The organism is Streptomyces sp. NPDC058683 (assembly GCF_042716195.1).
Classification (GTDB): Bacteria; Actinomycetota; Actinomycetes; order Streptomycetales; family Streptomycetaceae; genus Streptomyces.
In genome coordinates this window covers 86,886-109,583 of record NZ_JBHXSK010000033.1, presented here as the reverse complement: position 1 = coordinate 109,583, position 22,698 = coordinate 86,886, and the positions used below count along the sequence as shown (strand labels likewise).

Annotated in this window: 20 protein-coding genes and 1 pseudogene; 6 read left to right on the top strand and 15 right to left on the bottom strand. The window is 69.7% G+C overall.

Features of this window, described 5'->3' with window-relative positions:
- Positions 1 to 89: 89 nt before the first annotated feature.
- Positions 90 to 1,115, bottom strand: a complete 1,026-nt coding sequence (locus tag ACFWXC_RS32385; RefSeq protein WP_384484076.1) for an ImmA/IrrE family metallo-endopeptidase — start codon at positions 1,113 to 1,115, stop codon at positions 90 to 92.
- Positions 1,116 to 1,271: 156 nt separating this feature from the next.
- Between ACFWXC_RS32385 and ACFWXC_RS32380 the strand changes: the two genes are divergently transcribed.
- The 3 genes from ACFWXC_RS32380 to ACFWXC_RS32370 are packed head-to-tail and all read left to right on the top strand — an operon-like array spanning position 1,272 to position 3,853.
- Positions 1,272 to 2,279 (top strand): CBASS cGAMP-activated phospholipase, encoded by a 1,008-nt coding sequence (locus tag ACFWXC_RS32380; RefSeq protein WP_384484074.1) that lies wholly within the window; start codon positions 1,272 to 1,274, stop codon positions 2,277 to 2,279.
- Between the two features lies 1 nt (position 2,280).
- Positions 2,281 to 3,450, top strand: a complete 1,170-nt coding sequence (locus ACFWXC_RS32375) for a cyclic GMP-AMP synthase DncV-like nucleotidyltransferase (RefSeq protein WP_384484072.1) — start codon at positions 2,281 to 2,283, stop codon at positions 3,448 to 3,450.
- Complete coding sequence (locus ACFWXC_RS32370; protein ID WP_384484070.1) at positions 3,422 to 3,853, top strand: hypothetical protein; 432 nt, start codon at positions 3,422 to 3,424, stop codon at positions 3,851 to 3,853. The genes ACFWXC_RS32375 and ACFWXC_RS32370 overlap by 29 nt, the downstream gene beginning before the upstream one ends.
- A gap of 171 nt (positions 3,854 to 4,024) precedes the next feature.
- On the opposite strand, the gene ACFWXC_RS32365 is transcribed toward ACFWXC_RS32370, so the two are convergent.
- From ACFWXC_RS32365 to ACFWXC_RS32325, 9 genes and pseudogenes are all read right to left on the bottom strand, one after another.
- The gene (locus ACFWXC_RS32365) at positions 4,025 to 4,465 is read right to left on the bottom strand and encodes a hypothetical protein (RefSeq protein WP_384484144.1); all 441 of its coding nucleotides are present in this window, start codon (positions 4,463 to 4,465) and stop codon (positions 4,025 to 4,027) included.
- Between the two features lie 282 nt (positions 4,466 to 4,747).
- Positions 4,748 to 5,191, bottom strand: a pseudogene (locus ACFWXC_RS32360) (TniQ family protein); the annotation flags it as partial.
- 2 nt (positions 5,192 to 5,193) lie between these two features.
- Positions 5,194 to 6,423 carry a TniQ family protein gene (locus ACFWXC_RS32355; protein WP_384484068.1) on the bottom strand — a complete coding sequence of 410 codons (1,230 nt, stop codon included), beginning with the start codon at positions 6,421 to 6,423 and terminating at the stop codon, positions 5,194 to 5,196.
- Positions 6,420 to 7,706 (bottom strand): ATP-binding protein, encoded by a 1,287-nt coding sequence (locus tag ACFWXC_RS32350; protein WP_384484066.1) that lies wholly within the window; start codon positions 7,704 to 7,706, stop codon positions 6,420 to 6,422. Before ACFWXC_RS32350 ends, ACFWXC_RS32355 begins: the two co-directional genes overlap by 4 nt.
- 1 nt (position 7,707) lies before the next feature.
- The gene (locus ACFWXC_RS32345; protein WP_384484064.1) at positions 7,708 to 10,005 is read right to left on the bottom strand and encodes a transposase; all 2,298 of its coding nucleotides are present in this window, start codon (positions 10,003 to 10,005) and stop codon (positions 7,708 to 7,710) included.
- Positions 10,002 to 10,820, bottom strand: a complete 819-nt coding sequence (locus ACFWXC_RS32340) for a TnsA-like heteromeric transposase endonuclease subunit (protein ID WP_384484062.1) — start codon at positions 10,818 to 10,820, stop codon at positions 10,002 to 10,004. Before ACFWXC_RS32340 ends, ACFWXC_RS32345 begins: the two co-directional genes overlap by 4 nt.
- 428 nt (positions 10,821 to 11,248) lie before the next feature.
- Positions 11,249 to 12,049: an aminoglycoside phosphotransferase family protein gene (locus ACFWXC_RS32335; RefSeq protein ID WP_384484060.1), complete on the bottom strand. Its 801-nt coding sequence runs from the start codon at positions 12,047 to 12,049 to the stop codon at positions 11,249 to 11,251.
- Positions 12,050 to 12,314: 265 nt separating this feature from the next.
- The gene (locus ACFWXC_RS32330; RefSeq protein WP_384484058.1) at positions 12,315 to 13,040 is read right to left on the bottom strand and encodes a class I SAM-dependent methyltransferase; all 726 of its coding nucleotides are present in this window, start codon (positions 13,038 to 13,040) and stop codon (positions 12,315 to 12,317) included.
- 66 nt (positions 13,041 to 13,106) lie between these two features.
- A complete protein-coding gene (locus tag ACFWXC_RS32325; protein WP_384484056.1) occupies positions 13,107 to 14,138 on the bottom strand; it encodes an NAD(P)-dependent alcohol dehydrogenase in 1,032 nt (343 codons plus the stop codon).
- Positions 14,139 to 14,270: 132 nt separating this feature from the next.
- Between ACFWXC_RS32325 and ACFWXC_RS32320 the strand changes: the two genes are divergently transcribed.
- A complete protein-coding gene (locus tag ACFWXC_RS32320; protein ID WP_384484054.1) occupies positions 14,271 to 14,960 on the top strand; it encodes a TetR/AcrR family transcriptional regulator in 690 nt (229 codons plus the stop codon).
- A gap of 151 nt (positions 14,961 to 15,111) precedes the next feature.
- Here the strand turns inward: ACFWXC_RS32320 and ACFWXC_RS32315 are convergent, their stop codons facing one another.
- Positions 15,112 to 15,483 (bottom strand): VOC family protein, encoded by a 372-nt coding sequence (locus ACFWXC_RS32315; RefSeq protein ID WP_384484052.1) that lies wholly within the window; start codon positions 15,481 to 15,483, stop codon positions 15,112 to 15,114.
- Between the two features lie 106 nt (positions 15,484 to 15,589).
- Complete coding sequence (locus tag ACFWXC_RS32310; RefSeq protein ID WP_384484050.1) at positions 15,590 to 16,198, bottom strand: TetR/AcrR family transcriptional regulator; 609 nt, start codon at positions 16,196 to 16,198, stop codon at positions 15,590 to 15,592.
- Between the two features lie 101 nt (positions 16,199 to 16,299).
- On the opposite strand from ACFWXC_RS32310, the gene ACFWXC_RS32305 reads away from it, so the two are divergent.
- Together ACFWXC_RS32305 and ACFWXC_RS32300 are read left to right on the top strand one after the other, a co-directional pair.
- Positions 16,300 to 17,217 carry an oxidoreductase gene (locus ACFWXC_RS32305; RefSeq protein WP_384484048.1) on the top strand — a complete coding sequence of 306 codons (918 nt, stop codon included), beginning with the start codon at positions 16,300 to 16,302 and terminating at the stop codon, positions 17,215 to 17,217.
- A gap of 49 nt (positions 17,218 to 17,266) precedes the next feature.
- Positions 17,267 to 19,483 carry an MMPL family transporter gene (locus ACFWXC_RS32300; RefSeq protein ID WP_384484046.1) on the top strand — a complete coding sequence of 739 codons (2,217 nt, stop codon included), beginning with the start codon at positions 17,267 to 17,269 and terminating at the stop codon, positions 19,481 to 19,483.
- Positions 19,484 to 19,496: 13 nt separating this feature from the next.
- On the opposite strand, the gene ACFWXC_RS32295 is transcribed toward ACFWXC_RS32300, so the two are convergent.
- From ACFWXC_RS32295 to ACFWXC_RS32285, 3 genes are all read right to left on the bottom strand, one after another.
- Positions 19,497 to 20,051 (bottom strand): DUF6817 domain-containing protein, encoded by a 555-nt coding sequence (locus ACFWXC_RS32295; protein WP_384484044.1) that lies wholly within the window; start codon positions 20,049 to 20,051, stop codon positions 19,497 to 19,499.
- 128 nt (positions 20,052 to 20,179) lie between these two features.
- Positions 20,180 to 20,656, bottom strand: coding sequence for an HAD domain-containing protein (locus ACFWXC_RS32290; protein ID WP_384484042.1), 477 nt, complete (start codon positions 20,654 to 20,656; stop codon positions 20,180 to 20,182).
- Between the two features lie 15 nt (positions 20,657 to 20,671).
- Complete coding sequence (locus ACFWXC_RS32285) at positions 20,672 to 22,675, bottom strand: HelD family protein (RefSeq protein ID WP_384484040.1); 2,004 nt, start codon at positions 22,673 to 22,675, stop codon at positions 20,672 to 20,674.
- Between the last annotated feature and the right edge of the window lie 23 nt (positions 22,676 to 22,698).

The following is a 22,698-nucleotide window of genomic DNA, read 5'->3' as shown; positions in this document are numbered from 1 at the left end:
CGCCAGCCCGCGAAGTTCGACGCCCCCCTTACGTGGGGACAGCGTTGCGGGGCTGCGTACAGACATCTTGCGCGTACGAGCCGGTGGGGTCATGCCGCTGACGCGGTCTGGAGGCTTTCCACGATCTGGGACGGCAGGATGGCCCGCGCCGGGGCGCTGTCGGCAGAGGCAAGGTAAGCGAGGAGCCTTGTCGGCTGCTCTGGCCGACCAAGAGGGACCGGTTCAACGCGGCGCCATCCCCGGGCAGACGCCGCCTTGATGGCGGTTAGATAGGTGTTCTCATTCATGCGCCCAAGGGTCCGGGCGCGCATGAGCAGAGCGGCCAGGGACACCTGCCACTGCCGTTTGAGCGCGAAGAGGGCTGGCCAGTCGACAGTGGTCGGCAATTGGTCGTGGATGTCTTCGGCGGGCATAAGGAAGGCCGCCGCGAACTGGTGGGCCTGGGTCTCGACCTCCTTTACGCCCCAGATCTGCTCGCCGTGCAGCACTAGATGGGCGAGTTCGTGTGCGCTGTCGAAGCGGGACCGGGCTCGGTCGTCCTTGTCGGTACCCAGGACGACAACCGGGTGGTCAGGAAAAGGGAGGGAGAAGGCGTCTACATCCGTGTTGTCGAGGGGGAGACGGATCACCGCGATACCACGCGCCTCAAGAAGTCCAACGACGTCGGAGACCGGTCCGGAAGGCAATCCCCACATCTTCCGTACCTGAGCCGCAACCTCTTCGACCTCCGCCCGTTCCGCCTGCAGTCCGCTCACGGGGAGCATCGGCACGTCGCCGGCGCAGAACCGCTGCGCAGATGAGGCATGGACGGCCAGGTCGTGAGCCACGTGAGCGATGGCCCGCGCACGGCGGCGGTCGGACACCGAGGTCCGGCGCAGCGACCGGAAGAAGCCCTCATGGCTTTCGACCATCGCTTCGTGGAAGAACTCCTGGGGCACCCCAAGTACCGAGGCCATGACACTGCTCGTATCCGGGCTGGGTCGTGCCGCGCCGCTCTCAAACTGGCTGATCGCGGCAGGAGTGAGCCCGCTCGCGCGGGCGAGCTGCGTCTGGCTCAACCCTGCCAGTTCGCGGGCGGTCCGCAGCCGAGAGCGCTCGAACGCCTGCGTGCTCATCTTTCCCCTTGCCTGGCCTGCCTGACTTTGATCTCCACATCTTGACGGAACACAGAAACCACGCACGCTCCAGGGTGCGTGGCCAACACCAACCTTACGACTTCTGCGTGGAAACACGCACGGAAACGCATGCCGTGATAATAAGTACTCTCGATAGTGGAGATCCGGCTGCGACAGACGGAGCTTCCTCGAACCCATGGCGCGGGGGCAGTTGAAGTGACGGAGCGTTTCCAGATATTGGCCCTCGACGGCGGCGGCTTCCGCGGCATGTTCTCCGCCGCGGTCCTGGCTCGCCTCGAAGAGGATCTCGGTGTCCGCATCGCCGACCACTTCGACCTGATCGCTGGCACCTCGACAGGGGGAATCATCGCGCTGGGCCTAGGACTCGGGCTGTCTCCGCAGCAGATCCTGGAGTTCTACACCGATCATGGGCCGCGCATCTTCCGGGACCGTAGCCGCCTGCGGGGCCTGAAGCACCTGATGCGCGCGAAGTACAGCGCGGAGCCGCTGCGCGCAGCCCTCACCGAAGTCTTCGGCGAACGGACCTTCGGAGAGAGCACCAAACGCCTGGTCATCACCTCCTACAACGTCGCCGCCGACGACGTCTACCTCTTCCGGACCCCGCATCTGCACGGTCTCAAGCGCGACTGGCGCGAGAAGGCCGTCAACGTCGCGTTGGCCACCTCTGCCGCGCCGACCTACCTGCCCGGGATGCCTCTGGATGGAGCACGGCTCGTCGACGGCGGCGTCTGGGCGAACAACCCAGCCATGGTCGCGCTGACCGAGGCCGTGGGCCCCCTGTCTGTGCCCCTCGACACGATCCGGGTGTTCAGCCTCGGGACCACGACCGACGTCCGCCACCGCCACCGCCGTCTCGACCGCGGCGGTCTGCTGCCCTGGGCCCGCGACGCGGTCGAGGTCCTCATGCGGGCGCAGAGCGAGAGCGCCGCGAAGCAGGTACGCCACTTCGTCGGCAAAGACGACGTGCTCCGTCTCAACCCGACGGTCCCCACCGGCGCCCTCGCTCTGGACGACGTGGACACCACAACCCTCTCGGGATGGGCCGGACATGTCAGCCGCGACGTCTCCCCGGCCGTCCACCGCACTTTCTGCGATCACCTCGCGCCGGCTTTCGTCCCTCTCCACTCTGCTCGTAAGGAATGACGTGAACGCGTACCACCAGACGCAGGACAACACCGACTCCGCCGAGCAGATGCTTTCCATGCTGCTCGACGGCGCCGTGGAAGTCCTCGACATCGCCCCTGACCTCCACGACACCGCCATCGAGCGGTACGGAGAAGTCGGAACCTGGCTCGCCGAGAACGGCAGCCCCGGATGGGAGATCCACTCCCAGGGCTCCTTCCTCCTCGGCACCGTGGTCCGCCCCAACACCGAGACCGGCGAGTACGACATCGACCTCGTCTGTCGACTCCCTCTGCAGCGGGACAGCACGACGAAAGAGGAACTCAAGCAGCGAGTCGGTGACCAACTGGTGGCCTACCGGCGCTGGAAGCAGCGCCAAGGCCACACCGACGGCCCCGAAAGCCTCGAAGCCCGCCGCCGCTGCTGGACCCTCGGGTACCCCGGCTTCCACCTCGACGTCCTGCCCGCCATCCCCGACGAGGAACACCCGCCCACCGGAATCCTCCTGACGGACAAGAAGCTCCACAAGTGGCAGCACAGCAATCCCCTCGGCTACGCGGACTGGTTCCACGCCCGCTCGGAACTCTCCCGCGCCCTCCTCGAAAAGCGGCTCGTCGCCAGCGTCGCGAAGGTCCCCGAACACCACATCCGCAGCACCCTGCAGCGACTCGTACAGATCCTCAAGTGGCACTGCATGCTCTTCTTCGCTGAGGACACCGACAACCGACCGCCGTCCATCCTCCTGACCACGCTCGCCGGCCGCGCCTACCGCGGCGAGGACGACCTGTTCACCGCCGTACGCAACGTACTCGCCGCCATGCCTCACTTCATCGAGAAGCGCGACGGTCAATGGTGGGTTCCCAACCCTGCCCACGAGGAGGAAAACTTCACCGACAAGTGGAACGAATACCCTGAGCGGCGCCAGGCCTTCCTCACTTGGTTCGGCGAGATCACCACGATCATGGACAACCTGGCACTGACGGAGTCCAAGGGCCTGCACGTGGTCTACTCCCAGCTCATCAAGTCCTTCGCGCCCGGCCCCGTGATGCACTCCTTCGCGAGCTACGGCGCCCGCATGAAAGCCCCCACCGGCCAGCGAATGACTGCCACCGGGCTGCTCTCCGCGACCGCCACAGGTCCCCGCAGGAAGCCGAACACCAACTATGGCCAGCATCCCGGCGCGCGCGGTTAACCTCGGCCGCCAGCTGGCCGCGATCAAGGCCGTCGTCCCCGACACCCAAGGGACCGTGCGGGGCGGTGAACTCCTCTGCACGGTCACCCTTCAACCGACCCCTATGAGTAGGAGCTACAGAGTTCGGATCGTCTACCGCCATCGGCGCAGGCCACGAGTCACCGTCACCGACCCACCCCTTGCACTGCATCCGGACGCCACCGCCCTACCGCACGTCTACCCCGACGGCGACCTATGTCTGCATTTGCCCGGGGAGTGGAAGGACCACATGTTCCTCGCGGACACGATCTTGCCGTGGACCTCAGCGTGGCTCCTGCACTACGAACTCTGGCTGGCCCTTGGCTACTGGACCGGCACCGGCGACCAACACCCAGTACCGTCACCCGCGAACCGGATCCGATGACAGATTCGCGGCCATGATCTTTCCCTCCGCCCAGGCGGAAATGCGGGCGATGTGGCTCTGCCACTCCCGAATCCCACGACCTTCTCCCGGTCGTGGGAGGGGATAGTCAGGCCATGCACCTGGGAAAGCCGCAGCCGATGAGCCCAGCGTGGTGCGTCACGAGTTGAGCGATCATGCTGCGCCCCTTCTGCCCATCGGAAGATCCATGACCGCTTGCCTCAGCGAGACCGAGATCCAAGACGGGCGGCGAAGCCAGGTGCTCAGTGCGAGGTCCACCTCCCTCAGCCGTTGAACGAGCGGTGCCAACCGACTCCGGGCGTCTCCCGGATCGTGTGCGTCGAGCAGGTTCGTCGCGATGTCGAGTGCCGCGCCGATGGCGAGGCACTCTGTCGGCGGCACGGTGTAAGGCTTGGAGGTCTTCTTCTTGCCCGGGGTGTTGAGCAGCGGCTCGGCCTGCGCGGCGCGGGAGGCGTACTCCGCATCGAGGGCGTCGGCCAGGCAGGGTGTGCTGACGTACTCGCGGGCGACGGGCCAGGACCGAAAGATCATGGCGACCGCGGCGCGCAGGTCGGCGAAGTAGTGGAGGACGGAGACCGGCGCGCCGGCGCTCATCGCGGTCTCGGGTCCGCTCGCGACAAGCAAGTTAATGAGCTGTCGCTGGACTTGTAGGAGCACGGGCATCGTGACCGCGTCGGGTGTTACGGGAAACAGATCAGGCCGGGTCAGATCGGCTGCGCAGACTGCTTCGGGCTGCTGTAGTGGTACTGGACGCGCAGCGAAGCGGCACTGCCATGGGTGGAGTGTGTCATCGGTCAGCCGCGCGATGGCGTCTGCCGCGGGGGCGAACTGGGCGGGTGCTTTGCAGCCAGGGCATTGGTGCTGGAGGAGGCGTTGGTGCCTGAGGCAGAGGAATGTCACGGGGAGACGCCAAAGCCGCCTCCATGCGCCACCGTGGAGATCCTGGATGGCGGTACCGTCCCCAGCGAGACAGTGCGGGCAGTAGCGCGTGGAGCGGGTCAGAACCCACGGGTTGTCGTAGATCATCCGCGCTGGGGTACGGCGTGGGGTGAGCGCGGGGTTCAGCGGCCCGTAGCGGTCTCCGAGTGGGGCTAGGAGCATGCCGTTGACTTCGGCAGGCGTCAGCTGTGTGGCGAGAGCGAAACCCGTGAGGTATTCGTCGTCCAAGTGGTACAGGAAGCTCAGAGGCAGTCGAGAGGGCAAGCCGGTACGGATGGCGATCTCTCCGGGTGTCGTACCCAGCCTGTGGGAGAGCCGGAGTACGAATCCAGTGAGGGTCTCGTCGGGCAACGGGTCGAGGCTGCGTGGCAGGGGGCGCATGATCAGCCGTTTCGCGGACCGCGAATGTAGATCTCGGCGTTCGAACTGTCCGTTGCCTCCTCCGCCACTCCGAGAACTTCCTGCAACTCGGATGAAGTGCCGGGAAGGCGGGCGAGTTTCTGGAAGGTGTCTCGGTGCAGCGTCAGGGCGCCGCCGTAGAGCGGGCCTACGGCCCTTCGAGTCCACTGTTTCTCTCGGCCATCAAGCATGCGTTCGGCGATCCCCAGTACCGCACCCATGGTCAGGGGGGATTCCATAGGCGCGAGCAGCGAGTTGATCCCGTACGGTCTTTTCGATGCGCCTGATGTGCGACGTCGGCTGTCGCGCAATCGCTGGTCTGCTTCTCGCCCAATTGCCTGAGCCAGGGTGGGTGTCGCCGCGAAGCCGCTGGCCTCCGGCCAGGAAGCCAGGACCAGGGTGGCCACGACGCGCAGGTCGATGAAGTACTGGGCGACCGGCACGAGCTGGCCGCAGCTGTTGACCTTCTGTGGCCCGTCGGCTGACAACAGCGCATCGAGGCGTTGCTGGAGGGCCAGCAGCACACCGATGGAGTCTGCGTCGACCAGCAGGCGAGGAGGGCGGATACGCGCGAGGTCGGTCCCGCAGACCGAGCGTCGCCCCCGGCCCGTGTGCGGGGCGGGAGACACTGCTCGGCACTGGGCTGGATGAAGATCTTCAGTGCCTGGGCGAGCGATCATGCCTGTGGGGGCGAACTGGCCGGCGGTTCGGCACTTGGGACAGGTACGGCTCAGGAGTTGCTGATGCCGCGAACACGCGAAGACCACCGGCAGCCGCCAGGCCCGTTTCCAGGCACCTCCGTACAGGCGTCCCAGCGTGTCGTCGTCACCCGCGAGGCACTGCGGGCAGTACTGAGAGGTCCGGATGAAGACCCAGCGGTTGGGGCGGGCCAGCTGCTGTGGGCTCGTCCACGGCTGGTATCGGCGGCTCACGAGGCCGTATTTATGTCCCATGGGGGCGATCAGCAGCTTGCTGGCCTCCGCCACCGTCAGGTGTGTCGCACGTGCCGCCCGGACAAGACGTGGCTTGTCCATATCCGCAATCAGCCAGGGCGAAACGACGCCGGGAGCGTTGCCTGCCTCGTCCATCAGCCCCATACGAGCGGCGATTTGAGCGGGGTTCGTGCCGTTATGGCAAGCGAGGCGGAGGAGAAAGCCGACGATGGTCTCGTCGTCGAGCGGATCAAGGCTGCGCGACAGCGCGCGGCTAGTCATGCTTCAGCCGCCGGAGGTGTGCCTCGGTCGTCGTAGACGCTGTTGCGTCCCTTCCTGGGCTTCGGGCCCGGTTTCCGCTTCGGAGAAGTGTCGATGTCGGGGATCTCGCCGGCTTCGGCGTCCCGCCCGTCATCCTTGCCGGGGACGTTGCCCAGATTGATGGTGATCTCGTCGAGGAGGTCGATAGTCAGGTCCTCCAGGCCGCTTTCGATGGCCTTGGTCAGTCCGTCCTCGATCAGGCGCCGCAGGAGGCCGACGATGCCGTGGGTGCGGCGGTAGAGGTACTCGGGCATCCGGCCTTCGGACAGCGTGCCGGGGCCGGCGTTGAAGAGCCGGATCTGGTTCTCGACGCCTTCGAGGTGGGCGACGAAAGCCGCGATGCCCGCGTCGCTGCTGTAGTCGAAGGGGGCGAGTGTGACGAGGTCGAAGCGTCGCTCGGTCTGGGTGGAGGCGTCGGGGTTGTAGCTCTTGCCCTTCTTCAGTGGTGCGTAGACCCACTGGTTGGTGCGGGGGTCGTGCCAGCCTTCCCTGAGCAGGCCGGAACGGGGGATGTTCACGCCGATGAGGACGAGCGTGACGTCCAAGTCCATCAGGCCGCGGATCAGGTCGAGGGTGTCCTGGTCGTCCTCCCGGTGCATCTTCAGACGGGTGATGTCGTCGATGATCAGGACGGTGGTGGCGTGCGCCTTGATCGATTCGCGGGCGTTGCGGATCATGCCACGCAGGTTCTTGCCGTAGGGGGCGCCGTAGTAGTCGAGAATTGCCTCGCACAAGCCGATCGGGGTGGCCTTCACCGGGGTCTGGCAGTAAGCGACCGGCGCGATCAGGTCTCGGGTGCCGGGCATTGGATCGAAGTAGCACTCGGGGTACTGCTCGAACAGGTCACGCCAGGTGTCCTCGAACTCGGCGGCGGTCCGGCAGGCGGTCTCCGTCTTGCCCTGGTACCCCCCGCCGTTGATCATCAGCCCGTCCAGGGTGCTCGGGCCGATACGCATCGCATTGTTCTGGATCCGCGAACGCATCAGCGTGGTGACCACCTCGCTCATCGGGGTGTCCAGCATCTGCATGTTGACGTGCGTGGCCGCGCGGTGCAGGTCATACAAGGACTTCTTGCGCGGGCTCATCAGCCCGTACTCGGCCATGGAGATCTTCCTGACCGGCACAAACAGATCCCGTGTCCGGCGGAACTCCTGCCAGCCCTCATGCCGGGTCCGGTCCGGCCTCGGGCCGAAGCGCAGGAACGGCACGGGAGCGTTCGGCGGCTCCGGGGGCAGGTTGCTCATCTCACGTCTCCTCCGTCGGCTGCAGGTCCGGTTCGTCGGATCCGTCATCGCCAGCGATGACGAAGAGGTTGCGGCCGCGGCGGCTCGATCCCAGCGGGGCGGGTGCCGACGGCTGCTGCGCTGGCTTGGCCGTCTCACGCCGTCGGCGCCGGTGCGCGTCCAGGCTCTCGGTGGCCTCCCGGGCCCGTTCCCGCCACGGCGGCTCCGCATCCGGTGCGCCGACGGCAGCCAGGCGCGGTGGCTTGTTCGGCTTCGGCGGCTGTTGCGGTCGGTCCGCGGCTGCCGCCTGGGCCTGGGTGATCTCCCGCGCGTGCTGCGTCCGCTGGGATTTGGTCAGCTGGGACGGCCACTTCGCGACCGGATCGACGGCCCCCAGCATCTCCAGGAGTTTGGGGACGAGCTCGCTGTCAGAGCGCGGCTTGAGGCCTGCTTCCCGTACGCGGGTGAGGAGTTCCTCGACCCGGGCGTCACCGAAGGCCGGCATCTCGCCCTCGGGCGGCAGGCCCGTCCAGCGCAGTTCGTGCCATTCATGGGTGTCGGGATCCTGGAAGTACACCACCCGCCGGTCGCGGGGTTCGCGGTGGATGACCCAGTGCTGCTTGTAGCGGCCCCCGCGCGCGGAGTTCATGTCGGGTTGGTGCAGTAACGCGGCGTCGTACCAGAGCCCCTTGACCTTCACGCCCCGCCGGTGGATCCGCTTCACGTGGTGCTCCGGCAGGAAGCGGTAGTACGTCTCCGGGGAGGGAACGTCCAGGTCGAAGCCCTCCTGGGCGAAGGAGGCGGCGAACAGGGTGTTGGGGCTGTGGTCACCGCCGGGATCCCAGCTGGGCGCGAACTCCCCGAGCCTGCGGTTCTGCCAGACCTTCACGACCCAGGTCGCGATGAAGTGTTCCATCTCGGCCAGGGTCAGCACCACGTCGCCCTCCGGGTCCGCGCCGCGATCGGAGACGTCAACCCCCGTGTAACCGGCCAGCTTCTCGAACACCAGCGAGCGGATACTGCCGAAGACGCGCTCCACCGCGCTCTTGTCCTGCGGGCGCAGCACGCGCGCCGGAAGAATCCGGCAGCCCATCGCCTCTTGGACATCCACCAGATGGTGATTGCGGTAGACGGAACCGTGGTCGGAGGTGACGGTCTCGGGGGTGAAGAACGGCAGCCCGGCCACCTCGTACCCGGCGAACTCGGAGACCATGGCGGCCGGCAGCCCCGGATAGGGCCACTCCATGTCCTCGCCCCACTCCTCCCGCATGGGCAACGGCAGCATGACGTCACGCAGCACCATCGCGACGTCCACCGAGGAGTCCGACACCAGCGTGAGCCGGAACGCGCAGATGGAGTGGGTGTAGACGTCCAGCGCCAAAGTGAGGTGGACGGTGATCGGGTCACCGAAAACGTTCTCGCGGACCATCACCGGCAGGATCGTCGTGTCCAGCGCGACGACCTGGCCGGGGCGGGTCACGAGCACATGCCCGTTCTTGGTGGGCAGTTCGGCCGAGCGCTCGTACTTCTGTCGGGCGCCGCCCGGCCCGAACCACTCCTTCCACACCCGCAGCAGCGTGTGGTAGCTAGGGACCTCGATCTTCTCGCTCTCGTCCCCGTCCTCGCCTTTGTTCTCGAAGGTCTCCCGCACATAGCGACGGATCATGATCTCGCGGGTGCGTGCGCTCACCCGGGACCGGTGGTGCTGCGTCTCCGCCCTGACCGCGAAGATCGCCTCGCGGACCTCCTCGCTGACGCTCGGGTGTCCCCCGCTCACCCGCAGCCACCGGTGATCGGCGCAGCCCACGATCCCGTACTTCCTGCGTCTGCGCTCCCAGCGCTCCAGCGTGCGCACCCCGACGTGCGCGACGCCCAGAAGCAGCTTGGCCTCTTCGGGCCTCAGCGCCGACAACTCAGCGGCCTTCGCCGCCCGCCGCTCAGTCAGCGTCGTACGGTCCGGGTCGTACCCAGGGTGCGGCTCCCCCGGCTCGGGACGGAACGGATCACCACTGCGGAAACCGCAGTTGACCTCCATCAGATGCGCGAAGCGCTGTTCCATCAAGGGCCGCTTCTCCGGCTTCACATCACTCCACGAAGCCAGCTGCCGACCACGGTTGGCGCCCTCCGCCGCTGTACGCGACGACGGCCGACAACGCGGGTGGTTGACCAGGAAGCGGAAGCTCGCCCGCTGGCGCTCGCCGTCCGCACGCACCAGGTGGACCCGCCCCAAATGCGGCTCCTGCCGTTCGACCAGCCACTCCACCTCGTCGAGCACCACGCCCGCGCCGGGCGAGAGATCCAGTGCCGCCGCCCCCATCATGAGACGCCTCCCGCCAGCACCACCCGCGAACTGTCCGTCAACGGCTGAGCAAGGTCGATCCCGAGCCTGCGATGCCACAACAGGTGCAGCAACTGGGCCCGTGCCACCGGCCAGTACGTCTGCGCGGCCGCCAACTCTCCGAATGTGACGCCCTCTTCGGCATGAGCAAGCAGATCGACCTGAATGCCGAGCACGTCGCGTGTCGGACGGCGCTTCCCGTACAACGCGCCGAGCGTGGACCGCACATGCGGACGCCACTCGGCCGCGACCGCGTAGTGCCACCCGCAGAGCAACGCCACGTCCTCCGCGGCCGCGAACGACTCCAGGTCCTCGGACTCGATCAGGTCTCGCGGCCGCACGTCGATCAGCCAGGTCCCCACCCGCGTGACTGCGAAGAAGTCCGGGGTGTGGTTGCGCCACTTCTCCGCCGTACGGAACCGGATACGCAACGGCTGCGACAGCACTTCCAACAGATCACCGGCAAAGTCCAGAGCTACCAGCAGCTGATCCTCTTCGAGGCTCTCGAACCCATGCAGGCGCCCCGTTGACACCAGGGACTCCAGACCGGGCCTGTGCCGCTGCTCCCGCCGCCAGGTGAACCCCCGCATCGGCCCACGGCTCGCCACTGGCACCTGCCCCAGGTGCCGGACCAGCCCTGCAATCTCGTCCCCGGCGTACTTCCACGTCGCCGTCCATCGGTCCGGCCAGCCATCGGACAGATCCAGGCCGCCCCGCCCCGCGTCCAGCGAGACAGGGACCAGCAGATCCGTCCACGTACAGCTGTGAGACCACAAGGAGCCCCGGGTATCGCTCATAGTCCCAGGTAAGCCGCAGGCATTGCGCCGAAGGAGCGATCTTCGAAGTTGGCGACAACTTGCCTGCGAAAAGCATGGAACACGTCAACAACGGTGCGAATTCGGCGACAGATATCGTGCTCAGCGCTTCAAGAAAGGCCAGGTCGGGGTGGGAGGTTAACGACAACTATCGTGCTCAGGCTCAGGCCCATAAGAACCGAGTATCCCGTTTGTCCCTTCCCAGCGAAGGTGACTGGCCCGTGAACTCAGTCGGCGGGGAGCCCGTGAACCGGGTCAGGCTGCCGGTGCGGGACAACGACTGCTCGGTCTCCGGGAACCGCAGCAGAACGCCTGCCGGCGCTGACCGGACCTCTGTCGCTTCCAGGCCACCGAAGCCGGACGCGGCACATAGAACGCCCGGCGACTTTGTCCTCGAAGGTCCGGGCCGGTCAGTTCAGCAGGGCGGCCGTGAACATCTCGCGGCGCTCCGCCAGCCAGGTCTGCAGGCGATCCCAGCGTTCCCATCCACCGCGCTCGGCCAGCGCCTGGAGATAGACGGGGTCACCGTCGGCCACGCGGCGGGCGACGAAGGCCCGGCAGACCTCGGTGGCCTGCTCGATGACGCCGAGCAGCTCGGCGCGGTCCTGCGGCGAGAGGCCGTAGCCGTCGGCAAGGATCCGCAGCCGCGCGGGCGCATCCAGCCCGGAGGGGTAGAAGGCGGCTGCGGACGAGGGATCGACCAGGGGCACCCAGTAGCGGGCGGTCATGGCGACGTCCCAGAGGGGACGGCCCGGGGCTGCCATGTCGAAATCGATCAGGGCAGCGGCACGGCCGTCGCAGAAGACGACGTTCTCCGGGCACACGTCGTTGTGGCACAGCATCGTTCCCCCCTCCGGATCCGCCAGGTCCCCGGGCCACCCGGCACGGGTGTCGACCGCGACGGCCGCGCTGGTCTCATGCAGGCGCCGCAGCAGACTCCCCACCGATTCCAGGGCGGTCTTCGTCATCGCCCAGTCCGGGAACGGCGGCAGAGCCACGTCGCCGGGGATGAAGGTCAGCTGTTCCCGGCCGTCCTCGGTGAGGCCGACAGGGGTCGGCGCCGCGTCGAAGCCGTGCTCCTTCAGCGCAAGGAGGTAGGCATGCAGGGCGTGCACGTTGCGCGGCGCCGGCCGCTCCACCAGCGCACCACGGCGAAAGACCGCTCCTACGTTCACCATGCCGCCGACCAGCGCCTCACCCTCAGCCGTCATGCCGATCACGCTAGCGCCACATCGACCCCGCACGGGCGAGGCCCCGAAGCTCCGGCGCGAGGCGGCACAAGACCAGGGACGGCATGGAACGCAGCGTCCAGCAAGGCACGGCGGTTGCGTTCCTGTTGATCGGCGGCGGCATCAAGATCGGCGGCACTCGTCGGCGCCCTGATGGCAGGGCAGGGCAGCAGCGCCGGGGGCGAGGTGGGGATCGGATACCAGACAGCCCGGTCGATCCGCGCAGTGAGGTCTCTCGCAGGTTGTCCTACGGGCGCCGTGCGACGAAGACGAACTCCCTGCCTGGCCTGTCAGGAGCGTCGCGTACGTCTTCCACCACGTACCCCTGCGCGGCCAGCTCGGTCTCGACCTCCTGCCGCTCACGGATGCGCAGGGTGGAGTCCGACGTGAGCACCTGCCCGTCCGCAGCGAACACGTAGGTCCAGCGGAACGTCACCAGCGGCTCGTTCACCTCGATCACCTGGACCCAGCTCTCGACAGCGCCGACGCCCGGGATCTCCGTGACCCTGTACGAAGCCTCACGGTTCCACTGCTCCCAGGCGCGCCCGGCCGGATCCCTGGTCTCGAACACCAGACGCCCACCGGGTCTCAGTGCTTCGCAGGCTCCTCGCAGGGTCTTCCGCCACGTCTGTGGCTCGACCATGGCTTGGGCGACGTTCGCCGTCATGGTCGCCAGGTCGACCCGCAGCGGCGGGAGCGTCGTCGCGTCGCCACAGATCCAGCGCACCCGCTCGCTGCCCGGCTTGCCGAGGGCCACGTCGATGGATGCCTGGGCGGGATCGACGCCGACGACCTCGACCCCGCGTTCAGCCAGCAGGAGTGCGAACACCCCTGTCCCACAGCCGATGTCCAGCACCCGACGTGCCCCGAACTCCTCCGTCATCCGCACGTAGGCGTCGAGATCGACGCGATCGGGGTCGAGTGGGTCGTAGATCGCGGCGAGCCGTGGATGTCCGAAGCACTCGTCCGTCATGCGGCCGAACGTACGGGGAGGCCGGGTTGCCTGCCCAGTCGATTTCCGCGGCTGCTGGCGGTGTTGTCACTCCGTGGGCAGGGTGAGTGCCAGCTTGCCCGTGGTGTGGCCGTCGAGCAGGTGTCGGACGGCTGCGGCGGTCTCGGCGAGGGGGTAGACGCGGTCCACGACAGGGATGAGCGTGCCCGCGTCGATGAGACCGGTCAGGTCGTGCAGCCCATCGGCGTGCTCGGAGGAGATGAAGGTGCCGAGGTGCCGGCCGGTGAACGGGGACAGCAGCTGGGCGCGGAGCTGCCGGTCCGTGCCGCCGAGCCAGCGGCCGTTCGTCTCGCCGCCGGTGATGACCAGTCTGCCGCGGGGCGTGAGGGCGCGGCGCAGATCCCGGAGACCGCGATTGCCCGCTATGTCGATGATGGCGTCGTAACGCCGCGGTCCGGCCAGGAAGTCCTCGCGGGTGTAGTCGATCACGTGGTCGGCGCCCAGTGCCCGTACGGCGTCGAGCTTGGGCGTGCTCGCGACGGCCGTGACCCGGGCACCGAAGGCGTGGGCGAGCTGGACCGCGAAGGTGCCCACGCCGCCGGCGGCTCCCGTGACCAGGACCTGCTGGCCCTCCTGGACACAACCCCTGTCGCGAACCGCCTGCAGTGCGGTGAGCGCGCTGACGGGGACCGTCGCCGCCTCCTCGAAGGTGAGTCCGGTCGGCTTGGGGGCGATCCTGTCGGGACGGGCGGCGGCGTATTCGGCGAACGCGGCGACTGCCGTGCCGTAGACCTCGTCACCGGGCGCGAACCCGGTCGCTTCGGGGCCGACCGCCTCCACGACACCGGCGATGTTGCGGCCGGGATTGGGGAGCTTCGGCCCGCGCAGCCCGCTCACGGGCCGGATCGCGTACGGCAGGCCGGCCATCAGGTGCCAGGTGCCCCGGTCCACGCTGGAGGCGCGCACCCGCACCAACACCTCGCCGGGTCCGATGCCGGGCCGGGCGAGCCTCGTCGTGCGCAGCACGGCTTCCGGCTCGGCGCCGTAGCGCTCCTGCACGACGGCCGCCATCGTCCTGGTCTCACCGGCGGTGGTGGTCGGCTCGCTCGCGTTCCGCATCGTGGCTGCTCCCGATTCCGTCTCCCGAGCGCTTACGCACTTACACCGTAAGCACGAAACTTACGCCGTAAGTACAGCACTTACGGCGTAAGCTCGTCAACGCTGGAAGACCACGAGAGGAAGTGACCGTCCGTGCCACGCCGTACCGCGCCGCGGCCGACCCGCGAGACGCTCACCCGGCAGTCGGTGCTGCACGCCGCCGTCGAACTCGCCGACACCGGCGGCCTGGAGACACTCAGCATGCGCAGGCTCGGCGAGGCCGTCGGAGTCGAGGCGATGTCCCTGTACAACCACGTGGCCGGCAAGGAGGACCTGTTCGACGGCATGGTCGACCTGGTCTTCGGCGAGGTCGAACTGCCCACGCCGGGTGGCGACTGGCGACAGACGATGCGGCAGCGGGCGATCTCGATGCGACTCGTGCTGGCCCGCCACCGCTGGGCGATCGGGCTGATGGAGTCACGGTCCACTCCGGGCCCGGCGACTCTCCGTCACCACGACGCCGTTCTGGGCTGCCTGCGTCAGGGCGGGCTCTCCCTCACCCTGACCGCTCACGCCGTGTCGGTTCTCGACAGCTACATCTACGGGTTCGCGCTGCAGGAGAAGACCCTGCCCTTCGACTCCCCCGAGGAGACCGCCGAACTGGCGGATTCCATCATGAGCGGCTTCGGCGACAGCGAGTACCCGTACCTGACCGAGATCGCGACCGCTCACGTCATGCGTCCCGGGTACTCCTACGGCGACGAGTTCGCGTTCGGACTGGACCTCATCCTCGACGGCCTCCAGCAAGCAGCCGGGCCGGCCTCCGGTGAGCAGCCGGGCTGACGGGTTGACGGGTTGACGGCGTGCCCGCCGCACCGTCCGGGACACGGCCGGCGGCCCGACCCGGGCGTGTCCCGAACGGGCCCCTCGCGCTCACTCCCCGCTGGGCATGCCGACGCCGTGCCGCCCGCCGGCGCCGGGACAGGACACCCGGTCAGCCCAGGCAGATGCAGAAGGGGTGGCCGACCGGATCGGTGAGGACCCGCGCCCTGGCGGCATCGTGCGGCTGGTGTTCCGGCTTGCCCGCGCCCAGCTCCAGCAGCCGGGCCTCGGCTTCGTCCAGATCCACGACGTCGAAGCAGAGGTGCAGTTGCTGGGGAACGGTCTGTTCGGGCCAGCGCGGCGCCCGGTAGTCGTCGACCCGCTGAAAACCGATGAAGAGGCCGTGCTCGCCGTTGAGGCCCGCGAAGTCGGCGTCCGACTTCGGGTGCGGTTCGAGACCGGTGGCCTGCTGGTAGAACGCCGCCAGAGCCGGCGGGTCGGGGCAGTCGAGCGTTATCGCAACCAGCTTCATCTGCAGGGACATGGCGCCTCCGGGCCGGCCAGTGGACTTCCGCGAGGAACAGCCTAGGGGCGGCCGCCTACGGCCATCCGGAAAGGGACGGCAGCGGGCGGGAGGACCGGACGTCCGGTCAGGGCCGCGGGTCCGGTGCGCAGCCCCGCAGGATGAACGCGATCACCTCGTCCAGCCCCTGTTCCGCGATCTGCGGAGCGAGCATGCCGGTCGCGGCCAGGTCGGCGTAACCGTGCAGCGTCGCGAAGACCGGGACGCCGATCCACTCCAGGGGCCCCTCGCGCACCTCACCCTGCCGCTGCCCCTCCAGCATCAGCCCGTCGATGAGCTCGGACCAGCGCCCGGTGGCCTCCAGCAGAGCGGCGGACGCCTGCGGGTCGTGCTTGATCGAGTACATCAGGTCGAGCAGTGCGGCGTTGTCCAGACAGAAGCCCACATACGCGCGGACCACCGCCTCCAGCCGCTTGCGGCACGACTCCCCCGCGTCGGCCTGCGACGCCAGCATCGCCTCGGTCATCCGTTCGTAGCCGCCCAGCGCGAGCGCGTCCAGCAGCGCCTGCCTGTCCTTGAAGTGGCGGCTCGGCGCGTTGTGGCTGACACCGAGGTCGCGGGCGAGTTCGCGCAGCGACAGGGCGGCGGATCCTCTCTCCCGGAGCGTCTCCTCGGCGCGGGCCAGCAGGGCGGCGCGCAGGTCTCCGTGGTGATAGGGGCGTGGACGGGTCTGCATGGCGGTCAGTCTATCGGCCATGTTCGCGACGCCCACATTGTTGACGACGTCACCATTGTTGGCATTGACAGCAATGTGGGCACCGCCCACAATTGCCGCTCATGACTACTGCACCCAGTGCCGCACCCGGCAAGTGGACCGTCACCGACATCCCGGACCAGAGCGGTCGCACCGCCGTCGTCACCGGCGGCAACAGCGGTATCGGCATCGCCACCGTCGAGGCACTGGCCGCCGCGGGCGCCCACGTGGTGCTCGCGGTACGGGACCCCGAGCGCGGCGAGGCGGCCGCCACGGGCGTGCACGGCAGCGTGGAGGTACGCCGGCTCGACCTGGCCGACCTCGCCTCGGTGCGCGAGTTCGCCGCCGCCTGGCAGGGCGATCTGGACCTGCTCGTCAACAACGCCGGCGTCATGAACACCCCGGAGTCCAGCACCAGGGACGGCTTCGAGACGCAGTTCGGAACCAATCACCTGGGCCACTTCGCGCTGACCAACCTGCTGCTGCCGCACATCACCGACCGGGTGGTGACCGTGTCGTCCGAGGCGCACAAGAAGCCGGACACCCCGCGCATCCGCTTCGACAACCTCAACCTCACCGGCGAGTACCGGCCGAGGACGGCATACAGCCAGTCCAAGCTGGCCAACCTGCTGTTCACGCTGGAACTCCAGCGCCGCCTCGCCGCCTCGCACTCGCCCGTGCGCGCCCTGGCCGCGCACCCCGGCTGGGCCACCACGAACCTGCAGCGCCACGACGGCAGCGCGCTGAGCCGTGCCGTCCTGCGGGTCATGGCCCAGGACAGCAGGGCCGGCGCACTGCCGACCCTGTACGCCGCCGTCCAGGACCTCCCCGGCGCGAGCTACGTCGGCCCGGACGGCTTCGGCGAGGTACGCGGTGCCCCGACCCTGGTCGGCCGCTCCCGGGCGGCCAGCGACCCGGCGACGGCCCGGCGCCTGTGGACGGTCTCCGAGGAACTGACCGGCGTCACCTTCCCGCAGCCCGCCGCCGTCACCGGAGCGTAGGTTTCCGGGCCCCGAAAAACGACCGAAACACGAAGGAAAGAGAACTGCCGTGGCGAAACGCTTGTACGCGCTGGGACGTTGGGCGGCGCGCCGCCGGGGCCGGGTGCTCGCGGTGTGGGTACTGCTCCTCGCGGTGGCCGCCGGTCTGGGCACCGCCCTCGGCGGAAAGGTGACGACGGAGTTCTCGGTGCCGGGCATCGAGTCCCAGCAGGCCCAGGACCTGCTGAAGGCGAAGTTCCCGCAAGCGGCCGGCGGTACGGCCCGGGTCGTGTTCGCCGCGCCCGAGGGCGCGGAACTCTCCGGCGACAAGGAGCGGCGCGCCATCGCCACGACCCTTGAGGAGGTCGCCGCGGTGCCGGGGGTCGTCAACGTCTCCGATCCCGCGCAGACCGGCGCCGTGTCGCAGGACGGCACCATCGGTTACGCCGACGCGCTGTTCGGCAAGCCGGCCGACAGCGTGCCCCAGTCCGCCAAGGACCGGCTCGACGACGCCCTGGACCCGGCCAGGAAGGCGGGCCTGGAGGTCGAGCTGGGCGGCACCGTGTCCACTCCGCCGGCCGAGGTCGGCGGCCCCGCCGAGGTCGTCGGCGTGGTCGTGGCCTTCGTGGTGCTGGCGCTCGCCCTCGGCTCCCTCGTGGCGGCCGGGCTGCCCCTGGTGACCGCCCTGGTCGGCGTCGGGGTCGGCGTGATGACCGTCCAGTTCCTGTCCCGCTTCATCGAGATGACGAGCACCGCGACCGTCCTCGCGCTGATGATCGGCCTGGCGGTCGGCATCGACTACGCCCTGTTCATCGTCTCCCGCCACCGCGAACAGCTCGCCGATCCCGAGCAGGACGTGCCCGACTCGATCGCCCGCGCCACCGGGACGGCGGGCAGCGCCGTGACCTTCGCGGGCGTGACGGTCATCATCGCGCTCGCCGCGCTCGCCACGACCGGCATCCCCTTCCTCACCGTGATGGGCCTGGCCGCCGCCGGCACCGTACTGCTCGCGGTCCTGGTGGCCCTCACCCTCGTACCGGCGCTGCTGGGCCTCCTCGGCGAACGCCTGCGCCCGAAGAGCGCGCGGCCGGGGGCCGGCGGAACGAAGACGGCCGCGCCCGGCCGCGAGCGGAAACCTGGTGCCTGGGGTCTGGCCTGGGGCCGTCTCATGACGCGCTTCCCCGTCCCGGTCCTGATCGTGAGCGTCCTCGGCCTGCTCGCCCTCGCCCTGCCCGCCACCGGACTGCGGCTCGGCCTGCCGAGCAACGAGACCCAGCCCACCGCGAGCACCCAGCACAAGAGCTACGACCTGCTCACCAAGGGCTTCGGCCCGGGCTTCAACGCGACCCTCGTGGTCGTCGTGGACGGCACCCGCATACCCGCCGCGCAGCGCGAGAGGGTCGTCGGGCAGGTCGCCGGGACCGTCGGCGAGGACCCGGACATCGCGACCGTGGCCCCGCCCAGGGCCACCGGGGACGGCACGATCACCGTGCTCGGCGTCGTGCCGAGGACCGGCCCCGACGACCGGCAGACCACCGACCTCGTGCACCGGCTGCGCGACGACGCGGTGACCCCGGTGACCGACGCGGGCGGCACGGCCTATGTCGCGGGCGCCACCGCCGCCGGGATCGACGTGTCGGCGAAGCTGGCCTCGGCGCTGCCGCTGTTCGTCACGATCATCGTGGTGCTCGCGCTGCTCCTCCTGCTGCTGGCCTTCCGCTCGGTCCTGGTGCCCCTCAAGGCCGTTCTCGGCTTCCTGCTGTCCATCGCGGCGAGCCTCGGCGCGGTCGTGTGGGTCTTCCAGGACGGTCACCTCTCCGGACTGTTCCAGGTCGCGGCGGCGGCCCCGATCGCGAGCTTCGTGCCCGTCCTGCTGATCGGCGTCCTGTTCGGTCTCGCGATGGACTACGAGGTGTTCCTGGTCAGCCGGATGCGGGAGCACTTCCACCACCACCGGGACGCGCGGGCCGCGGTCGAGCACGGCGTGGAGCGCAGCGGCCGGGTCGTCACCGCGGCGGCCCTCATCATGGCGGCCGTCTTCGGCGGCTTCATCTTCAACCACGACCCGACCGTCAAGTCGATCGGCTTCGCCCTGACCGTCGGCGTCCTCATCGACGCCTTCGTGGTCCGCCTCACGATCGTCCCCGCGGTCCTGAGCCTGCTCGGACGCCATGCCTGGGCCCTGCCCACGTGGCTGGACCGCGCGGTGCCGAACGTGGACATCGAAGGCGACTCGCTGCCACGGCGCGGCGCGCAGCCGGAGAAGGTGCCCGTCCGGAGCTGCTGAGCCGGGCCCGCGCTCACCTCTCCCCGAGCACGCTCCGGCAGGACTCCCAGGCCGGTTGGCTCAGCAGGGGGCGGAAGCGGGTGAAGAGCGCGAGCAGGCCGGCGCCCCACCGCTCGCGGAAGGACGGGTCGATGACGGCGAGGTCGAGTTCGTTGGCGGCCGTCAGTTCGGCGAAGTCCCGGCACGGCCCGGGGCCGGGGACGCGGGCGCGGCCGGTGAACCGGTCGTGGACGGCGGCGTCGGCCTGCGCGAGCGCCGGGTAGGTGGCCTTCCGGTCGCACGAGCCGTAGAGGTACACCAGGGCTTCGGCCTCCGCGCCGATCACCGCGACGAGTTCGGCACGGCGGCTCAGGGGCAGCAGTGCGGTGGGGAAGCCGTCGGTGCCGTAGAACGCGTGGCAGAGGCCCGCGAGCCGAAGGGCGGGCCGGGCACCCCATACGGCGAGTTGCTCCTCGACGCGCTGGAGGTGCGCGAGGAGAGTCCCTCCGGGGTGGCTGATCTCGGCGGCACCGAGATCGCCCAGGAGGGCGACGGCCTGGGCGGTGGCGGCGGCAGGGAGATTCGGCACGGCCGGGATCCTTCCCCCGCACGGGGGCCGGCACCCCTGCCGGTGCCCCGGTCGTCCTCGGGGTGCCCCTTCCGACGGTGCGGTCCCGGCCGACAGGCAGGCGGTCAGGCCATCAGGCCGACAGGCCGTCAGGGAAGACCCGCCAGCCAGGTTTCCATGGCCCTGAAGTCCGCGTCCGTCAGGCCGAACTCGTGGGCGACCCGGTGGAGCAGGGCCGGGCCGGGATGGTGGGTGGCGACCCAGGCGCGGTCCGCCTCGGTGATCTCGTCGTCGATCCAGATGAACGGCCGCTCCCCCGCCCACTCCACCAGCGGCCGCGTCTTCCAGTGCAGCAGGGCGGGCGGCTCGTCCTCGTCCGGCCACCGCACGACGGGCAGCGGGGGCAGGCCCAGCCAGGGGGCGACGGTGGTGTTGGCGTCGTCCATCCAGGTGGTGGCCCAGACGAGTCGGCAGCCGAGTGCGGCGAGGCGGGGGCCCAGTGCCGGATCGATACGGGTGAGCAGGGGGTTGGAGGAGGGGTGGTCGGTCTCGTAGACCGGGTAGGCGTGGCCCTCCGGGGCGCCGAAGGGGATGAGGGGACCGTCGATGTCCAGGAAGAGAAGCATCGGGGACAGGATCCCTCAGAACGGCAGCGGCCTCGCGTGCACGACGTCCAGCCTCGACACCGCCCGGGTCAGCACCACGTACAGCCGGTGCAGCCCGCGTTCCTCGCCCTCCGCCACCGCCGCCGGTTCCACCGCGACCACGTGGTCGTACTCCAGGCCCTTGACCAGGCTCGCCGGGACCACGGCCACCCTGGCGCCGAGCCGGTCCGCCTCCGCCGGGTCGATGCCCGCGGCGGTGAGCGCGGCGCGTACGTCCGCCACCTGCGCGTCCGCCGCCACGACGCCCACCGACCCCTCGCGGGTCAGGGCCTCGCGGACCGCGGCGACCGTGGCGGCCGGCACGTCCCGCGTCGGCCGGAGGGTCAGCTCGCCGTCCGCGCGGTAGGACCGGGCCGGGGGCACGTCCGTGCCCAGATGCTCCAGCAGCCGGTTCGTCAGGTCCACGACCGCTGCCGGGACCCGGAACCCGGTGGTGAGCGGGACGACCGTCGCGTCCGGCTTGCCCAGATGCCGCAGTACGGTGTCCCAGCTCCGCGCGGACCAGGGCGTGGTGGCCTGGGCCAGGTCGCCGAGGACGGTGAGCGAGCCGAAGACGGCCCGGCGGGCGATCGCCCGGCACTCCATCGGAGAGAGGTCCTGGGCCTCGTCGACGACGATATGGCCGTAGCCCTCGGGGTGTTCGACCAGCCCGGCGAGCTCGTCGAGGAGGACCAGGTCGGCGGGTGACCAGCGGGCGGACTTGTGGGAGCGCGGCGGCCGGGGCCAGCGCAGGGCCTGCTGTTCGGCGGGGCCGAGGAGTCCCGCGGCCGCCCGCGCCAGCACCTCGGCGTCGGTGAGGAGTGCGGCCAGCACCTCCTCCGGGCGCACCTTCGGCCAGAGGGTGTCGAGGCAGGCGCTCATCGCCCGCGACCGTTCGAGGCGGCGGGTCCAGGCGGCCGGCTGCGGCCCGGCCCGCCGTTCGGCCTGGAGCTGTACGGCCCGCATCGCCCGCCCCCGCACCCGCTCGCGCCCGACGGCGTACGGCGGCTCCTCGCGCCGTACCGCCGCGACGATCTCCGTCAGCGCGGCGGCGGACACCCGCCAGGTGTAGGTGCCGTCGGCGAGGGAGAGCGGGTGGACGGCCTCGGCGGACACGTGGGCGTACAGGGCGCGGCGCAGGACCTCGGCCATCCGGGGGTCGTGCTTGAGCGCGGCGGCGCGGGCGGAGTCGGTGCCGGTGGCCGGGTGGCGGGCGATCTCGTCGGGGAGGGTGGTCTGGCGTACGCCGGTCTCGCCCAGGGCCGGCAGGACCTCGGAGATGTAGGAGAGGAAGGTGCGGTTGGGGCCGATGATCAGCAGGCCCGAGCGGCGGATGCGCTGGGGGTGGGTGTAGAGGAGGTAGGCGGCGCGGTGCAGGCCGACGGCGGTCTTGCCGGTGCCCGGGGCGCCCTGGACGCAGACGGAGGCGGTGAGGTCGGCGCGGACCAGGTCGTCCTGGTCGGGCTGGATGGTGGCGGCGATGTCCCGCATGGGGCCGACGCGGGGCCGTTCGATCTCCTGGGCGAGGAGCGCGCCGGGGCCCCGCTCGCCCGCGGTCAGCCGCTCGTCCTCCCATCCGGTGAGGTCGGCGGAGTCGCCGCGGCTGCCCGGTGCCCAGCCGAACCGGCGCCGTACCGCGACGCCCTGCGGTTCGTCGGGTCCGGCCTGGTAGAAGGCGCGGGAGACGGGCGCCCGCCAGTCGACGACCAGGGGCGGGGCGGTCGGCTCCGCGCTGATCCGCAGCCGGCCGATGCGGTAGCTCTGCCCGGCGTGCTCGCCGGACTCGAAGTCCAGCTTGCCGAAGAACAGCGGGCCCTGGGGCAGCTCGCGCATCTCCTTGGCGCGGCTGCGCAGCCGGTAGCCGAGGACCTCGGCGTCGGCTCCGGAGGCGGAGACGTCCTCGCCGGTGACGACGTGCTCGGCGGCGCCTTCGACCATGCGGGCGAGGGCGGCCCGGCAGGTGTCGTGGTGGGCACGTTCGAGGTCGAGTTCCCGCTGCATGGGGACAGCGTAGACGAGAAAAC

What these genes read in the sequence shown, in the direction of transcription:
- ACFWXC_RS32340 (WP_384484062.1), bottom strand. Translation starts at nt 10,820, where the DNA reads ATGAGCGATACCCGGGGCTCCTTGTGGTCTCACAGCTGTACGTGGACG.
- ACFWXC_RS32315 (WP_384484052.1), bottom strand. Translation starts at nt 15,483, where the DNA reads ATGTCCCTGCAGATGAAGCTGGTTGCGATAACGCTCGACTGCCCCGAC.
- ACFWXC_RS32365 (WP_384484144.1), bottom strand. Translation starts at nt 4,465, where the DNA reads ATGAGCGCCGGCGCGCCGGTCTCCGTCCTCCACTACTTCGCCGACCTG.
- ACFWXC_RS32335 (WP_384484060.1), bottom strand. Translation starts at nt 12,049, where the DNA reads ATGACGGCTGAGGGTGAGGCGCTGGTCGGCGGCATGGTGAACGTAGGA.
- ACFWXC_RS32345 (WP_384484064.1), bottom strand. Translation starts at nt 10,005, where the DNA reads ATGATGGGGGCGGCGGCACTGGATCTCTCGCCCGGCGCGGGCGTGGTG.
- ACFWXC_RS32325 (WP_384484056.1), bottom strand. Translation starts at nt 14,138, where the DNA reads ATGCGGAACGCGAGCGAGCCGACCACCACCGCCGGTGAGACCAGGACG.
- ACFWXC_RS32385 (WP_384484076.1), bottom strand. Translation starts at nt 1,115, where the DNA reads ATGAGCACGCAGGCGTTCGAGCGCTCTCGGCTGCGGACCGCCCGCGAA.
- ACFWXC_RS32370 (WP_384484070.1), top strand. Translation starts at nt 3,422, where the DNA reads ATGGCCAGCATCCCGGCGCGCGCGGTTAACCTCGGCCGCCAGCTGGCC.
- ACFWXC_RS32355 (WP_384484068.1), bottom strand. Translation starts at nt 6,423, where the DNA reads ATGACTAGCCGCGCGCTGTCGCGCAGCCTTGATCCGCTCGACGACGAG.
- ACFWXC_RS32350 (WP_384484066.1), bottom strand. Translation starts at nt 7,706, where the DNA reads ATGAGCAACCTGCCCCCGGAGCCGCCGAACGCTCCCGTGCCGTTCCTG.
- ACFWXC_RS32285 (WP_384484040.1), bottom strand. Translation starts at nt 22,675, where the DNA reads ATGCAGCGGGAACTCGACCTCGAACGTGCCCACCACGACACCTGCCGG.
- ACFWXC_RS32310 (WP_384484050.1), bottom strand. Translation starts at nt 16,198, where the DNA reads ATGCAGACCCGTCCACGCCCCTATCACCACGGAGACCTGCGCGCCGCC.
- ACFWXC_RS32290 (WP_384484042.1), bottom strand. Translation starts at nt 20,656, where the DNA reads ATGCTTCTCTTCCTGGACATCGACGGTCCCCTCATCCCCTTCGGCGCC.
- ACFWXC_RS32330 (WP_384484058.1), bottom strand. Translation starts at nt 13,040, where the DNA reads ATGACGGACGAGTGCTTCGGACATCCACGGCTCGCCGCGATCTACGAC.
- ACFWXC_RS32305 (WP_384484048.1), top strand. Translation starts at nt 16,300, where the DNA reads ATGACTACTGCACCCAGTGCCGCACCCGGCAAGTGGACCGTCACCGAC.